Below are 16,794 nucleotides of genomic sequence, written 5' to 3' on the forward strand. Positions count from 1 at the left end.
CCATCCAAATATTCGGCTTGGTTTTGGGCAAAATAACCTAACTGCACATTGTGTCCTAATTTTATGGAACCTTGGTATTTAAATTCGTTCACGATGGCTTTGATAAGCGTTGATTTTCCTTGACCATTTTGTCCCACAAAAGCAATCTTACTGCCGCGTTCTACTAAAAGTGAAATATCTTTTAAAATTGTTTTATCACCGTATGCTTTAGTTACATCCTCTGCCTCAATAACAACTCTTCCAGGTGTTTGAGAAACAGGAAAAGAAATATTCATCACAGAGTTGTCATCCTCATCTACTTCTATGCGTTCAACTTTATCTAATTTTTTAATTAATGATTGCGCCATCGATGCTTTAGAAGCTTTTGCTCTAAATTTTTCGATTAACTTTTCTGTCTCTTCAATTTTCTTTGCCTGATTTTTTTGGGTTGCCAATTGCTTTTCACGAATTTCTTCGCGCAACACTAAATATTGTGAATAAGGTTTATTAAAATCATAGGCTTTCCCCAATGAAATTTCAATAGTTCTGTTGGTCACATTATCCAAAAACATTTTATCGTGAGACACAATTACTACCACCCCTGGAAAATTTCTCAGGAAACCTTCTAGCCAAATGATACTTTCTATATCCAAGTGATTGGTTGGCTCATCTAGCAGCAAAATGTCGTTAGATTGCAACAACAACTTGGCCAACTCAATACGCATTCTCCACCCACCAGAAAAAGTATCGGTTTGGTTCTCAAAATCTTCTCTTTTAAAACCTAACCCTAAAAGAATTTTCTCTGTATCACCAACGTAATTATAACCTCCAAGCAATTCAAAACGATGCGTGAAATCTGATAAATCTTCAATAATTTGTGCATAATCGTCACTTTCATAATCGGTTCTAGTGACTAATAGATGGTTGATTTTTTCTAACTTTTTTTCTACAACTTTTATATCCGTAAAAGCTTCATATGCTTCTTCAAGTACCGTTCTGCCTTGTTCAAAATCAATATCTTGTCGAAGAAAACCCATCCTAACCTCTTTCTCTGTAGCAATTTGACCGCTATCGGGTTTAAAATCTCCAGCTAAAATCTTCAGCATTGTCGATTTTCCTGCGCCATTTTTCCCTACCAGTCCTACTCTATCTCCAGAACCCAATCGAAAAGTTACCTCTTCAAAAAGATACGTACCACCAAACGAAACCGACAAATTGTGTATATTTAACATAATGTTTTGTTACAAAAGTTACATGTAAAAGAATTCTATAAAGTACCTTTGTACAACTTAAGTCATAAGACCCAAAAGAACAAAAGTTAAAATTTTTGCAAATGTTAAAAAAAGGATCCAAACTAAATAGTATTTTAACAGGAAGTTGTCCACGATGCCAAGAAGAAAGCATGTATGTGAACCAAAATCCATATAATTTGAAAAATATCTACAACATGCATGAAGAATGCTTACACTGTGGATTGCACTATAAAATTGAACCTTCCTTTTTTTATGGTGCCATGTATGTCAGTTATGGATTAACAGTAGCCATTGGAGTAGCTGCATTTATTATTTCAAAAGTGTTTATCGGATTAAGTTTATTGCAATCTTTTATAGCTATTATTATGGCACTAGTTGCCCTAATGCCTTTAACCGCTAGATTAGCCAGAAATATTTACATTAATATTTTTGTTCATTTTGATAAAGATTTGGTTAAGAAATAGCATATCTCTTAATATCTATTGTTCTATCCAGAGGTTTTCCATTTTCTATAAAATGATATAAATCAATTGCCATAGCAGGTGCAAGCATAACACCCCGAGTGCCTAGACCATTAAGAATAAGAAGGTTTTTATGTAAAGGATGAGTGCCAAGAAGCGGCCGTCTGTCTTTAACCGTAGGTCGAACTCCTGCAAAATGCTCAATAATTTCAAAGTCACAAGTTAAAATTTCTCGCAATCTATCTGTAAGTTCTTGCTTTCCTTCTTCGGTTGTTGTATTCGTTTTATCGGCCCAATTATATGTAGCACCCACTTTAAAAAGATGATTGCCCAATGGCAAAATAAAAACACTGGTATTCACAATAACATCAATATTCAATTCAGGAGCTTTAATGATGAATAATTCACCTTTAGTCCCATCAAGTGGCAAATAATTAAAAAACGGATTAGCATGCATGCCAAAGCCTTCAGCAAAGACAATGTGTTTAGCCTTTATATTTTGATAGGTGATATTGTCATTAAAAATCTGCAATTGATCATAATCAAAAGTGCTTTCAGCAAACAAATTCATTTCTTGTAAATACTCTTGATATTTTTCAAGTAAAACAACCGTATCTACAAAACCTGTATGAAGCACTTCTCCATAACCAAAAGGAGAATCAATCGAAGAATATTTCTTTTGTATAATAGTTATGGAAAGAAAAGGAGCCAAATTACGTTTATCAGAAGCCATAAACCAATTGTTTTGTTCCTCCACAGAAAAGAACTTTCTATAAATGGGTAACTTAAAATCTACTTGTAAGCTAAGTTTTTCTTCTATTTTTTTATAAAAATCATCTGCAATTTGAAGTTGTTGCTCAGCATTCCAAACTTCACTAAAACGTTTCAAAATAACAGGATTATACAAACCGCCTGCAATTCTTGTAGAGTTTTGAGAATGATTATCAAAAATCACAAATGATTTTTTATTTTGCAAAAGAGTTTCTGCAAAGGCAATACCTGCCAATCCCGAACCAACGATTATATAATCTAACATATTATTTTATAAAGAAAATATTATATAATTTATATAATTATTCTATTTCCAAAGTATTATTTGTAAAATTAAATTTTATACTTTTCAGTTTTTTTAATGCACTTAGTCCAAAAAGGTTAACGCCATCTATTTTAGTATTGATTCCGCAGTTTACATTTTCCAGAGTTACATTACCTAATTTTATTTCTTTCATATTAAATCGAACACTTTTATTAACATTGCCACTTGCGTCCATAAAATAGCCCCCTTCTAATATGTCTTCTTCACTAATGGTTTTAGCTTTAAATAATGTTAAAACAATATCTGGAGTTAAAAAAACTTCAGATGCTCCAGTATCAAGAATCATATCAATTTTTAAAACTTTGTTAAAAGTAACATTCACCTCATAAACCCCACCGGATGTAGGTATCAAGTTTAAAATATTTTCGTTTTTACCGTTTAATTTTGGCCCTGAAATAAATTTTCCTTCAAACCAGGTCCCTTTTAAAGTACCCCCTTTTGCATATTTCCAAATTCCTTCGCCATGAATTTTATTGCCTTTAAAGTTACCTTCAAAAGTATCTCCATTTAACTCTTGATAAATTCCCTTACCATTTCTCAAAAAATTTAATATTTCACCTTTATACAAAGAACCACTAGAATATTTAATACTTCCAACTCCTGTTAAAGTATCATTTATGAAATTGCCTTCTAATGTGTATCCATCTGGATCTGACCTTTTCCCTTTACCATTTAAAAAACCATTAATAAAAAAACCTTCATAAATAACATTGTCTTTGGTTATTAATTTACCAACTCCATAAAGTTGATTTTCTTTCATTTCACCATTGTAAGAACTACCATCTGTATAAAAAATTTGACAATTACCTGTTGCTTTATTGTCCTTCCAGTATCCTATAATCTTAGTTTTATCCTCGAATATATATGTTCCCTCTCCATTTTCACAATTTCCAACAATACATTGGGAAAAAACGAGAGTTGAGTAAAAAAAGCAAATTAGATATAAAAATATTTTCATGTTTAATATTTAGATTCATATTACTACAAATGTATGTTAAAGTAATAGAAATAAAAAAACCTTTTAAACAATTAAGTTTAAAAGGTTTTTTTATAAGTAATAATGAAATTTAGTAATTCCACATATCAGACTCAAAACTACGAATCTTATCTTTAACCCTTTCGGATTCCAACAACTGCATTTGGGCATTGTCTTTCATATAATCTTGAATTTCTCTATCCCCGTAAACATTTTCTTCTTTATAAATGACACCATTAAAACGACGAGAATTTAAAAGTTGATCAAATGTAATTGGCATTGCAGAATTCTTATCATTAAATGCCTTAGCCTCTTGTAAAACATCTCTTATAGAAGGAAAATAAACCCAAAACAATTCAATAGGTATTAATTCTACATTACTTGCGGAAGGATCTGATTTAGGAGAAAGATCTTTAGCTTCAAGAGCCATAGGACAAATAGCAAGCAATCTATATTTTAATTCACTTTGACGTTTATCAAAATACCAAAAACCTTTTATTTTATATCCAGTTACATCTTTAGCTGTTAAATATGTAACATTTATATATTCATCTGACAAAACTTTTTTTCCAGAATTATAATCTTCATAAAAATTTTTATACTCTTCTCTACCTGCGGCTATAGTATCAGTATATTTAAAAACTGTTTCAAGATCTTTTAATGTTTTTTTTGTATTAAAATAATCATCAACATAAACCTCAGTAATTTTTCCAGATTTAATGTTGTTTAATAAAACTTGAAAAAGAGATCTTCTCTCTTTACCAACAAAATTTGTATCTATTGGAAAATATAGAGGGAAATTAATTCTTTCATCAAGATCAATAAACTCCCAAACTGTTTTACCCATCAAAACATCTCTATCATGAACATAACCATAAGGTAATGGTTTATCATTATCTGAAATTAATTGTGCGGGTGTTTTTTTGCCAATCTCATCTGGAGTTTTGGCATTCAATAGATTGGATTGAGCATTAGTTGCAAAACTTGATGCTATTCCAATAACAACTAATAAAAAGGCTTTAAATTTCATAATATATTATCTAAGTTTTCTAATTAAGTCTATAACAACAAAAAATAAATTTTTATTGTATTTCGTAAAAGACAGGAGCAGCAGTTTGAGGTGGAATATTTGCACCAACAACTTTAGTTTTAATATCGGATATAATTACAACATCACCCGATTTTGCTCTTGCTAATGCAGATTTACATCTTCCATCTACTTTATTACCACTAACTACTACAGATGCTTGTCCTGGAACTTTAAAATTGAACTGAGTAACTACATAATTTAAATCATATAAAAAACCATCTAATTTTGCAGATATAGTTGAAACTTCTAAACGAGATTTTGCACCTTTTTGACTTCCTGCGGATCCACCTATTGAACCTAAAGGATCAGGCACATTTTTAATTCTAAATACTTTTTTATCAGAAACCGATTTACCGTCTGCCATTTTACCTGTTGCTGTGACTATAACTTCAGTACCAGTTTGTGGGTTTAAATTGTATTTTCCTTTTCCAAGTGGAGAAAGTCCAGGAGCAGAAGCAGTAACATCGTTTTCAGGAATTCCTGCAAATGAAATCGTCATTGGGTTAGGTAAACCTCTATAAACAACATTCATTTTATCAGCAGATATATTAGCTGAATTAGGTCGAGGAACCACAACATATTTACCTTCAAATTTTAAAGGCACTGGTTTTCCATCTTCCATGAATGAAAAAGTACCGTTGATGGTTTTTTCACCAACACCACCAGCCGTCATAGATATAACCGCTTGACCGTTTTCAATTTTACCAGGACCAGAGAAACTAGTTGGCACTGTGTTAGAATCGTATTTACCTAATACTACTCTACCTTTAACTGTTTCGCCTTCAAAGAATACGTTTTTCTCTAAAATAACCATTGCTTGGAAATTCTTTAAAGAAGCTGCTTGAGCAATAGTGTTTCCAATTAATGCATTATAAATATCTTGCTCGGTAGCTTGAACATCATTTTGCATACTTGTTATTTTTGCAATAGATGCTATAGCAGGAAATCCTTCAAAGTGGTATGACAAATATTTTTTAGAAACACCTTCTTTGTCTTTTACATTTCCTAAATTAAATTTTTCATTGATTTTATTAACGATGATTTGATATTTCACATCATTACCAAAAACGGCTATAACCTCTTTTTTATATTTTTCAATCTTTGAAATTATTTCATTTCCTTTAGCCGAATATTTATCACCTTCAAACCAATTTTCATCGATGTAACCACCTTTGTCCATAGCTTCGTAAGGTAATTTTCCGTTTTCTTCTCTGTCAAATTCTTTAGAAACATCAGTTTTTAAATTACCTAAATAATCATATAACTGTTTTGAAATTTCTTTAACTTGATTTGCTTTATCTAAAGGACCTTTAAAACGTGTTGGATCATCCTCCGCTTTTTGTTCAAGAGTACCTAAGAGACTAGTATTATACTCTTCAGAGAATTTATTTACTCCTTCAAATTTTTCATTCATTAATCCAAAAGCCGTTAATACTTCTTTGGACATATTTAATGCCAACATTGCGATGAATACCAAATACATAAGGTTAATCATCTTCTGTCTAGGGGTTAGTTTTCCTCCTGCCATTTTTTCTAATTAGTTATTGTTTTGTTAATAAAAATATAGTTCAAAAACTAATTATCCTTTATTGTTCATTGCAGAAAGCATTCCACCATATACATTATTCAATGTAGATAAGTTTGATGTTAAAGACTGCATTTGATCTTTTAATTTTAAGTTGTTTTCAGCAACTTCATCATTGATTTTAGCGTTTCTTTCAGCACTTTGCAATTGCACTTGGTATAAACCATTTAAAGTTTCTAATTGAGTTGCTGCTTTTGCCATTTCTTCAGCATATTTCTTTTGACCAGCGATTGAATCTACGGTTGGAAATATTGCTTTTGCAGCACCTTCAAAGTTTTTAATACTATTTCCTAAGCTTTCCATTAATTGACCATCAATTTTAGCTTCTTTCAACATGGCATCTAATTTTTGAGATAATATACCTTGCGCATCTTTAGCATCTTCTTTTTTACCTTTTTCTTTTGCTTCTCCTCCAGCTAATTCTGGATAAACCAATGACCAATCTAACTCTTTATCCACAGGGTCAAAAGCTGATAAACCGAAAATTAAGGCTTCAACAGAAAGTCCAATAATAAGCATCAAACTTGCTCCAGTCCAGTGTTGTATTTTAAATAATGCTCCGATAATTACAACCGCCGCTCCCATACCGTAAGCGAAATTCATTGTTTTTTTGCTTAATAATGCCATAATAAAAATTTTAGTTTGTTTTAGTTAAATATAATTGATTTAGTTTAAAATTATTTTCTAGGTGCTTTTCCGTTTTTAGTAACTTGAGTTCCCATATAATCCTGAACAGTTCTGAAACCTATATAGCTTCGAGCTGTATCAGCATATTCAAAATCTCTGGTCCCAACTTGCAAGAAATAAGCAACATCTTTCCATGAACCGCCTCTAACAACTTTACGCATGTTATTTGTATTTTGTACAGTAGGATTCATAGTTGACACATATTCATAAGCTGCAGGATCATAAGAAGAATCTGTCCACTCAGATACATTACCAGCCATATTATATAAATTGTAACCATTTGGTTCGAATGATTTAGCTTCTACAGTATATAAAAAACTATCAGCTGCATAATCCCCTCTATTTGGTTTAAAGTTAGCAAGGAAACAACCCCTATCGCTTTTGGCATAAGGACCACCCCAAGGGTATGTAGCAGACTCTAGTCCACCTCTTGCTGCATATTCCCATTCGGCCTCTGTAGGCAATCTAAATGAATTAATCAAATCTGTTCTATTTTTTTTCTTCTTAGATTTAATGAATGCGTTTTTCTTCAAAGTTCTCCAAGCGCAAAAAGCTTTTGCTTGTTTCCAAGACACACCCACTACAGGATAATCTCCATAGGCTTGGTGCCAAAAATAATCGTTGTGCATAGGTTCGTTATATGAATAGGCAAAATCCTTAATCCATACTGTTGTATCAGGATATACTTCCTGTTGTTCTGTTCTTATAAATGAACTTCTTTTTCCAACTTTAGCTTTTGCTGCTGCTTGAATATCCATCCAAGAGTATCTAAACTTTAATTTTTTTACATCTGTTGTTCTTAAACCATTATAAGACTCAGCAACTGGCAAATACATACTATCCATTACTTCTGTATAATATTCGTCAGGATATTTACCAGTGTCTTTAATTAATTTTACTTTTCTATTTAATCTTCTTCCCGCATAAGCATCATCATCAGTTCCAACACTGTAATAATTCTCGTACATGTATTTATCGTATGGAGTCATTTTAGTTGGATCTTTATCATCAAAAGCAAAATCTCCAACACTTCCAGCTGTTTTACCTTTTCCTGCTTTTCCTGATGAACCAGCAGTTTGACCAACTTCATCAGCAAGAATAGCTAAGCGTACTCTTATAGTAGAATCTTTTACCCATTCAACAAACTCACGGTACTCGCTATTTGTGATTTCGGTTTCATCCATGTAGAACGATCTAACTGTGACAGTTTTTGTAGGCGCATCTTGAATATTTGCTAAATCATCGTCTGATTTACCCATAATGAATGCTCCGCCAGGAACCAAAGTCATTCCAAAGGGTTTCTCTGGATGCCATTTTTTTCCTTTCACTCCTACTAACTCTCCTTTGTCGCTAGATCCTCCGCAGCTTGTTAACAAAGCTAAAAATGATGCAAATGCAATGAACTTCTTCATATAAATTGGGGTTATTTGAATACTTTATTTTTTAGGGCGTAAACCTATTTATTATTTTTCAAAAAAACAATAAAATATTATTAATTTTTATAATATATCTTCAAAAGATATTAATTTGTATTTCAAAAATAGTATTAAAATATTATTTTAAAGATGTTTATAACAAACCAAACTTTTAATACCTCAAAAGCTATTTTTTATAGCTTATGTAAATAGTTTGTGTCTTTTGTTGATTAATAGTTAGTTTCTTTATTTGTAATTATTGTTTTAAATACTGTTTTTCCTTTGTGCTTTCCACCATCTTTCTGGTATTTCCTGATTACAAGCCATCAGATATTCATCATGCGAACAAGGTAATAACGTATTTTTTTTTAATTTATTATGTTGACCCGCAAAAAAATTTATTTCTATCCACCATCTGTCTGTTTTATTACTCTTGTAGAAGACCAAATCTTCAGTTTCCAATGGAACTATATACTTTAAATAATTTTCTCTTGTGCCAAATGGATATTCATTAGAACGATAATTAATCCCTTCGATGAAATACCAAATAATTTGAGCAATAAGTACTGACTCTTGTTCACTACTATTATGATTAAAAATTCCTAAAGAGCTTACTTTATCACTTATTCCAGCATATCTAGACAAAACACAAATTTCTTTTCCATCAAAACCATTTGGAGTAAATTTTATCAAATTTGCTGAATCTGAAGACTTTACAGCATTTAAATCTAAACTAACAATATCTGCATCTCTAAATACTGGTTCTGACAACAAAATATTGTTTGAAATCTCACCTAATCTGTAAGCATCAAAATATAATTTTTCTATTAAATCAATTTCCTCTTGTGAATTATAATAAGTTTGATAACCTATGTTACTAAAATTAAAAAGGTTGTTTGGTTCATCTAAAATTATTCTGGACAAATAGGAATTTGAAGTAATACCTTCTTCTTGTTTTCCAAAATCAAATTTACTATCTATGGCAACCAAATTTACCATTTGTTCCATTGTATCATATGCTCTGTATAAAGGATATGTTAAATCTTGACTTCCTCCAATTACTATAGGAATAATTCCATTACGAATTAATTTAGAAGTTACTTTCTGAATCGCAAAAAAAGTATCTTCCAATGAATTTCCTGGTAATATATCTCCTAAATCAGCAATAGAACTTTGCCAATTTCCAGGAAATAAAGAATAAAACTCTTTTCGAACAAAATTTAAATCAATTTTTTCAAAAGATTTAACATTACCACGGTTTTCTGGAACTCCTATGATGGCAATTTTTATTTTATCGGTATCAGGGAAGTCTTTATCAGTGTGGAAAGCTACTTTACTTCCCAAATGCTGAGAGGAAAGTCCTTTTATATATTGAATAATTTCGTCGTTTACAGGTGACAAAAAATCAAATTCCATAGTTTATTTCTTTTTAGATGGTGCTTTTTTAGCTGGCGCTTTCTTGGATGCTGTTTTTTTCTCGGGTGTTTTCTTTGCAATCATTTCTTTTATTTCTTCTAAAGTCAATTTTGAAGCATCAATATCTTTACTCAATTCGATTTTGATTTTCCCTTTGGTAATTTCTGATCTTCCCCAACGTGCTTTTTGAACCAAAATTCCTTCTTCTTCCCAATTATGAATTACCTTATCAATGTTTTTTTGTAATTTATCTTCAATCAATTCCGCTACATCAGCTTGTGAAAGATTATCAAAATTGTATTTTTTAGAAACATTGATGAAAATTCCATTCCATTTGATAAAAGGACCAAACCTTCCAGTTCCTTTTTGCACTCCCTCTCCTTTGTATATAGCGATTGGGGCATCGGCTTTTGTTTTTTCATTTATCAATTCTTGTGCTCTGTCCATTGTTACATCCAGTGGATCTTCTCCTTTTGGTAACGAAATAAATTGTTTTCCAAAACGAACATACGGACCAAATCGACCATTGCTTACTTCCACTTCTTCTCCTTTGTATTCTCCTAAATTTTTTGGCAACAAAAATAAATTCAACGCTTCTTCCAAGGTAATGTTACTTATGTTCTGTTCTTGTCTTAAACTTGCAAATTGCTTCTCATCGTCATCGGCTTCACCAATTTGTGCTACTGGACCAAATTTTCCTAAACGAACTAAAACTTGTTTTCCTGTTTTTGGATCTTTCCCCAATATTCGCTCACCGCTTTCTCTCTCGGCGTTGTCTTGTACTTCAACAACATTTGGATGGAATTTATTATAGAAATCCTGCATCATTTTTGCCCAATCGATATTTCCTTCAGCTATTTCGTCAAAGTCTTGTTCTACTTTGGCGGTGAAATTATAATCTAAGATGGCCGAAAAGTTTTTTACCAAAAAATCATTCACTATGGTTCCAATATCCGTTGGTACTAATTTTCCTTTATCTGAACCTGTGTTTTCTTTTAAAATCTTTTCGTCAACTTTATTCGCTTGAAGTGTAAGCTGTACATATTTTCTTTCTATACCTTCCAAATTTCCTTTTTCCACATAGGTTCTAGCAATAATGGTAGAAATTGTTGGGGCATAGGTAGAAGGACGACCAATGCCTAATTCTTCTAATTTTTTTACCAAAGAAGCTTCGGTATATCTTGAAGCTGCACGTGTATATCTTTCGGTAGCGGTAATAGTGTAATTGAGCAACTTTTCGTTGGCTTTCATTGCAGGCAACATACCTTCTTGTTCTTCATCATCGTCATCGTTTCCTTCTAAATATACTTTTAGGAAACCTTCAAACTTGATAACTTCTCCAGTAGCTTGGAAAATTTCGGAATGATTATTGGCTTCAATCTTAACGTTAGTTCTTTCTAACTCTGCATCGCTCATTTGGGAAGCCAAAGTTCTTTTCCAAATCAAATCATATAAACGTGCTTGGTCTCTTTCGACATTTACCGTGTGACGCGACATATCCGTTGGACGAATGGCTTCGTGGGCTTCTTGTGCGCCTTTGCTTTTATTAGCAAATGTTCTTGGTTTCGAATATTCCTGACCGTACGATTTTATAATTTCTGCTTGTGCTGCTTCCGATGCTTCTTTGGAAAGGTTTACACTGTCCGTTCTCATGTAAGTAATAAGACCAGCTTCGTATAATCGTTGTGCAATTTGCATTGTGATTCCTACGGGTAAGTATAACTTACGCGCCGCTTCCTGTTGCAATGTGGAAGTTGTAAAAGGCGCTGCTGGTGTTTTCTTAGTAGGTTTAGTTTCTAAATCGGCTACTTTATAGGTAGAACCGATGTTTTTATTTAGAAAATCTTCGGCTTCTTTTTTGGTAACAAAATTTTTTGGCAATTTGGCTTTTACCACTTTTCCTCCTTCATTAGTAAATTCTGCAGTGACTGAATAAGATGCTACTGGTTTGAAATCTTGTATTTCTCTTTCTCTTTCAACAATTAAGCGCACTGAAACTGATTGCACACGACCGGCAGACAATCCGCCTTTTACTTTTTTCCATAAAACTGGCGACAGTTCATAGCCTACTAATCTGTCTAATACTCTTCGAGCTTGTTGCGCATTGACTAAGTTATAATCAATTTCGCGAGGATTATCGATGGCTTTTAGGATGGCGTTTTTGGTAATTTCGTGAAAAACTATTCGTTTGGTTTTGCTTTTGTCTAATTTTAATTCTTCCGCTAAGTGCCAGGAAATGGCTTCTCCTTCACGGTCTTCATCGGAAGCTAACCAAACCATATCGGCATTTTTGGCTAATCCTTTTAGCTTGGTTACCAATGCTTTTTTATCGGCAGAAACTTCGTATTTAGGTTTGAAACCGTTTAATACATCTACTCCTATTTCTTTGGAAGGCAAGTCGGCAATGTGCCCATAGCTTGACTCAACCTGATAATCATTACCTAGAAATTTTTCGATTGTTTTTGCCTTTGCAGGTGACTCCACGATAACTAAATTCTTTGCCATATCCCGATTGTTTGTGTGGGCAAAAGTAAACGTTTTTTTTAAAAAATGATTTTATGGAGAAAATTTAAAGTTTTTTAACTAACGTTTTGTTAAACCTCTTCTGCCATCTTGTCATATTTTATAATTTAGTATTATCTTTGCTGTCCGATTTAGCGAAGAATATTTTATGGAAAAAGAAATTGATGAGAAAAAACAAGGTACATCGCTTGTTTTAGAAAATAAAGAAGGCAATACTAAAAAGCTTTTTATTGAAAGTTATGGTTGCGCGATGAATTTTTCGGACAGCGAGATTGTAGCTTCTATCTTGACGGAGCAAGGTTATAACACGACACAAAATTTGGAAGAAGCCGATTTGGTTTTGGTTAATACATGTTCTATTCGCGACAAGGCAGAAATGACGGTGAGAAAGCGTTTGGAGAAATACAATGCGGTGAAACGAAGTATAAATCCGGGTATGAAAGTTGGGGTTTTGGGCTGTATGGCGGAACGATTGAAAGACCAGTTTTTGGAGCAAGAAAAAATCGTTGATATGGTTGTTGGTCCTGATGCCTACAAAGATTTACCGAATTTATTGAAAGAAGTAGAAGAAGGTAGAGATGCCATCAACGTGATTTTATCTAAAGATGAAACTTATGGCGATATTGCACCTGTTCGATTGAATAGTAATGGTGTAAATGCATTTGTATCCATCACTCGTGGTTGTGACAATATGTGTACGTTTTGTGTGGTGCCTTTTACCCGTGGAAGAGAACGAAGTCGTGAACCTCAAAGTATTTTGGAAGAAATCAAAGATTTGTGGGATAGAGGATTTAAGGAAGTTTGTCTTTTAGGACAAAACGTAGATAGTTACCTTTGGTATGGTGGCGGATTGAAGAAAGATTTTGTAAAAGCTACCGAAATACAAAAGGCAACTGCTACTGATTTTGCTCAATTATTGGAACAATGTGCAATTGCTTTCCCAAAAATGCGCTTTCGTTTTTCGACTTCCAATCCGCAGGATATGCATGAAGAAGTGTTGCATGTGATTGCTAAATATGATAATGTTTGTAATTACATTCACTTACCAGTGCAAAGTGGAAGCACACGTATATTAAAAGAAATGAATCGCCAGCACACTCGTGAAGAATATATGGCTTTGATAGATAAAATAAAAAGAATAATCCCTGATTGTTCTATATCGCAAGATATGATTGCAGGTTTTCCATCAGAAACTGAAGAAGATCATCAAGACACCTTGAGTTTGATGGAATATGTGGAATATGATTTTGGCTATATGTTTTCGTATTCAGAACGTCCAGGAACATTGGCCGCGAGAAAAATGGAAGATGATGTGCCAGAAGAAGTGAAGAAAAGACGTTTGCAAGAGATTGTTGATTTGCAACAAATCTTAAGTGAGAAAAGAACCAAACGATTCTTAGATAAAACAGTTGAAATTTTAATTGAAAAAGAATCGAAGAAATCCAATCAACATTGGAGCGGAAGAAACTCTGAAAATGTAGTGACCGTTTTTCCAAAAGAAAATTATAAAGTTGGAGATTTTGTAATGGTAAAAGTGAATGATTGTACAACGGCAACTTTGATTGGGGAAGCTGTTGGGTATAGCCAAATGAATTAACAATTGATAATGGATAAGAGATAATTGATAATTGATAATTGATAATTTTAAGATTAGTGATTAATTATGAATTAGTAAAAAATACTGAAATAAATTCAGCATAAAATGGAATCAGTTCAAAGTATAAAACAACGATTTGAAATAATTGGGAATGACCCAAAACTAAATCGTGCTATAGAAAAAGCCATTCAGGTTGCGCCAACCGATATTTCTGTTTTGGTTGTTGGAGAAAGTGGTGTTGGAAAAGAAAGTATTCCAAGAATTATTCATTCGCTTTCGCATAGAAAACACGGAAAATACATTGCTATAAACTGCGGTGCCATCCCAGAAGGCACAATTGATAGTGAACTTTTTGGTCACGAGAAAGGTGCTTTTACTGGTGCAACCAACACAAGAGAAGGTTATTTCGAAGTAGCAGATGGTGGAACCATTTTTTTAGATGAAGTGGGTGAATTGCCATTAACAACACAAGTACGTTTATTGCGTGTTCTAGAAAATGGTGAATTTATCAAAGTGGGTTCGTCTCAAGTCCAAAAAACAAATGTTAGAATTGTAGCGGCAACCAATGTAAATTTATTTGACGCGATAGAAAAAGGAAAATTCAGAGAAGATTTATATTATCGTTTGAGTACAGTCGATATTCCTATTCCACCGCTACGTAACAGAAAAGAGGATATCCATTTATTATTTAGAAAATTTGCTGCCGATTTTGCTCATAAATATAAAATGCCACCTATAAAACTGAATGAAAATGCTATACATTTTTTACAAAAATACCGCTGGAGTGGCAATATTCGTCAGTTACGAAATGTAGCAGAGCAGATATCGGTTTTAGAAACTAACAGAGATATTACATTAGTAACTTTACAATCTTATTTACCTGTTGAAGGCAGTAGTTTGCCTTCTGTTATTAGCGGAAAAAAATCAGATAGTGATTTTTCAACTGAGAGAGACATTTTATATAAAGTGCTTTTTGATATGAAAAGTGATTTAAATGATTTAAAAAAATTGACTATGGAATTAATGAAGAATGGTTCAAAAGTTCAAGATATTAATCCAAGTTTAATTCATAAAGTATATGGCTCAACGGCCACTGAAAATGAAATTTCTTTTGAAGAAGAATCAGGAATAAATGTTATTCCTGCAAAAAATCAATTAGAACAAGAGGAATTTGACGACGAAGATGAACACAATTATTTAGATGCTGAAACTGTAGAAGAAGAGGAAGTCTTGAAATTGGAACAAATAGAAATAGAACTTATCAAGAAATCTTTAGAACGTCACAAAGGCAAACGAAAGGCTGCTGCAGATGAATTAGGAATATCTGAAAGAACATTGTATCGAAAAATTAAACAGTTTGATTTGTAAATCAATTGTTAATTAAAAATGATTAATTAATAATTTGAAAAATATATCTTTGAATTCTCTATGAAAAATCTAAAATACATTTTACTTATTCTAATTGCTTTTAACTTTATTGGTTGTGGTCATTATAATTTTACTGGAACAGGAAATATTGATGCCAAAACTTTTCAGGTAAATTATTTTCAAAATAATTCTGAATTGATTGAGCCAGGAATTGAAAGAAATTTAACTTTAAAATTACAAGAAATCATACAGAATCAAACCAATTTAAATCTGACCATTTCTAAAGGAGATTTATTATATGAAGGAGAAATTGTTGATTATAGAATAACCCCAATGACAGCAACTGCTGATCAAAAAGCAGCGCAATCAAGGTTAACTATTTCAGTGAATGTTCGTTTTAGCAATAAAAACAAGGAAGCAGATAATTTTGAAAAACGATTTTCATTTTTCAGAGATTATGATGGGGTTGAATTGCCCACTGGAGCAACACTAAATGGATATATAGACGAAATTTTTGAGCGTATAACGCAAGATGTTTTCAATGAATCATTAGCAAAATGGTAACTCATAAATGAATTTAACTGATTATACATATTTATTAAACAAACCCGAAGCTATCAATGATAGATATGCAGAGACATTAGACAATGTCTTAACCACTTTCCCTTATTTTCAGAGTGCTCGAGTTATGAAATTAAAACATCTTTACAATCAAGATAGTTTTCAATATAACTATGCGCTAAAAGTTTCTGCAGCTTACACTACTGATAGAAGTATTTTATTTGATTTTATCACTTCAGATTCTTTTGTTTCTGTTCAAAAAGGATTGTATGAAAAGAAATTGGAAGAACTAATGAATATGAATGTTATAGACGATGAAGAAATAATAGTAGCTCTAAAAGAACCAACTATTGATCCTTTAGAACAATCTATCTTAATCTCTATTAAAGAAGCAACAACTGAGGAAGAAAAAGCGGAGCAAAAGTTAGAAATAGGGAAACCATTAGAATTTTCTAAGGATGAAAAACACTCTTTTCAAGAATGGCTTCAGTTGTCAAGATTAAAACCAATTGTTAGAGAAAAAGACTTCATAAAAACGAATCCAATTGATGACAATAAAAAGAAAAAATTAGATTTGATTGATGAATTTATAAAAAATAATCCTAAAATTACTCCAATTACCAAAGATGCCTCAGTTCCAGTAATTGAAAACATTGCAGAAGACACAACTTATTTAATGACTGAAACATTAGCAAGAGTGTATTTAGAACAAAAAAAATATTCAAAAGCTATTCAAGCATATGAAATATTAATTTTGAAATATCCAGAAAAAAGTAGTTTCTTTGCA

The 16,794-nt window shown here is 32.2% G+C and carries 14 protein-coding genes; 5 read left to right on the forward strand and 9 right to left on the reverse strand.

The features are described 5' to 3' along the window. A partial coding sequence (locus ACOYLT_RS06200) for an ABC-F family ATP-binding cassette domain-containing protein (RefSeq protein ID WP_422852994.1) occupies positions 1 to 1,211 on the reverse strand: 1,211 nt, incomplete at its 3' end. A 101-nt stretch (positions 1,212 to 1,312) separates the two neighbouring features. On the opposite strand from ACOYLT_RS06200, the gene ACOYLT_RS06205 reads away from it, so the two are divergent. Then, on the forward strand, positions 1,313 to 1,696 hold the full coding sequence (locus ACOYLT_RS06205; protein ID WP_422852995.1) for a DUF983 domain-containing protein: 384 nt from the start codon (positions 1,313 to 1,315) through the stop codon (positions 1,694 to 1,696). Here ACOYLT_RS06205 and ACOYLT_RS06210 read toward each other — a convergent pair. From ACOYLT_RS06210 to topA, 8 genes are all read right to left on the reverse strand, one after another. After that, complete coding sequence (locus ACOYLT_RS06210) at positions 1,686 to 2,729, reverse strand: NAD(P)/FAD-dependent oxidoreductase (protein WP_422852996.1); 1,044 nt, start codon at positions 2,727 to 2,729, stop codon at positions 1,686 to 1,688. The two genes, ACOYLT_RS06205 and ACOYLT_RS06210, sit on opposite strands and share 11 nt — an antisense overlap. Before the next feature lie 37 nt (positions 2,730 to 2,766). After that, a complete protein-coding gene (locus tag ACOYLT_RS06215; RefSeq protein ID WP_422852997.1) occupies positions 2,767 to 3,747 on the reverse strand; it encodes a retroviral-like aspartic protease family protein in 981 nt (326 codons plus the stop codon). Between the two features lie 109 nt (positions 3,748 to 3,856). Next, positions 3,857 to 4,795: a gliding motility protein GldN gene (gene gldN, locus ACOYLT_RS06220; protein WP_422852998.1), complete on the reverse strand. Its 939-nt coding sequence runs from the start codon at positions 4,793 to 4,795 to the stop codon at positions 3,857 to 3,859. Between the two features lie 52 nt (positions 4,796 to 4,847). Continuing rightward, positions 4,848 to 6,383, reverse strand: coding sequence for a gliding motility protein GldM (gene gldM / locus ACOYLT_RS06225; protein ID WP_422852999.1), 1,536 nt, complete (start codon positions 6,381 to 6,383; stop codon positions 4,848 to 4,850). A 51-nt stretch (positions 6,384 to 6,434) separates the two neighbouring features. Beyond that, complete coding sequence (gldL, locus tag ACOYLT_RS06230) at positions 6,435 to 7,067, reverse strand: gliding motility protein GldL (protein WP_422853000.1); 633 nt, start codon at positions 7,065 to 7,067, stop codon at positions 6,435 to 6,437. Between the two features lie 50 nt (positions 7,068 to 7,117). Beyond that, positions 7,118 to 8,539, reverse strand: a complete 1,422-nt coding sequence (gldK, locus tag ACOYLT_RS06235) for a gliding motility lipoprotein GldK (RefSeq protein ID WP_422853001.1) — start codon at positions 8,537 to 8,539, stop codon at positions 7,118 to 7,120. Positions 8,540 to 8,806: 267 nt separating this feature from the next. Continuing rightward, on the reverse strand, positions 8,807 to 9,958 hold the full coding sequence (locus ACOYLT_RS06240) for a formimidoylglutamase (RefSeq protein WP_422853002.1): 1,152 nt from the start codon (positions 9,956 to 9,958) through the stop codon (positions 8,807 to 8,809). A 3-nt stretch (positions 9,959 to 9,961) separates the two neighbouring features. Beyond that, on the reverse strand, positions 9,962 to 12,463 hold the full coding sequence (topA, locus tag ACOYLT_RS06245) for a type I DNA topoisomerase (protein WP_422853003.1): 2,502 nt from the start codon (positions 12,461 to 12,463) through the stop codon (positions 9,962 to 9,964). A 166-nt stretch (positions 12,464 to 12,629) separates the two neighbouring features. Here topA and miaB point away from each other — a divergent pair, with 166 nt between their 5' ends. From miaB to ACOYLT_RS06265, 4 genes are all read left to right on the forward strand, one after another. Further along, complete coding sequence (gene miaB, locus ACOYLT_RS06250) at positions 12,630 to 14,078, forward strand: tRNA (N6-isopentenyl adenosine(37)-C2)-methylthiotransferase MiaB (protein WP_422853004.1); 1,449 nt, start codon at positions 12,630 to 12,632, stop codon at positions 14,076 to 14,078. 105 nt (positions 14,079 to 14,183) lie between these two features. Beyond that, positions 14,184 to 15,446, forward strand: a complete 1,263-nt coding sequence (locus tag ACOYLT_RS06255; RefSeq protein WP_422853005.1) for a sigma-54 interaction domain-containing protein — start codon at positions 14,184 to 14,186, stop codon at positions 15,444 to 15,446. Positions 15,447 to 15,506: 60 nt separating this feature from the next. Beyond that, on the forward strand, positions 15,507 to 16,010 hold the full coding sequence (locus ACOYLT_RS06260) for an LptE family protein (RefSeq protein ID WP_422853006.1): 504 nt from the start codon (positions 15,507 to 15,509) through the stop codon (positions 16,008 to 16,010). A 7-nt stretch (positions 16,011 to 16,017) separates the two neighbouring features. After that, positions 16,018 to 16,794 (forward strand): tetratricopeptide repeat protein (locus ACOYLT_RS06265; protein WP_422853007.1); only part of this gene is annotated, 777 nt, incomplete at its 3' end.

It is taken from the genome of Flavobacterium sp. (assembly GCF_049318185.1).
Taxonomy (GTDB): Bacteria; Bacteroidota; Bacteroidia; order Flavobacteriales; family Flavobacteriaceae; genus Flavobacterium.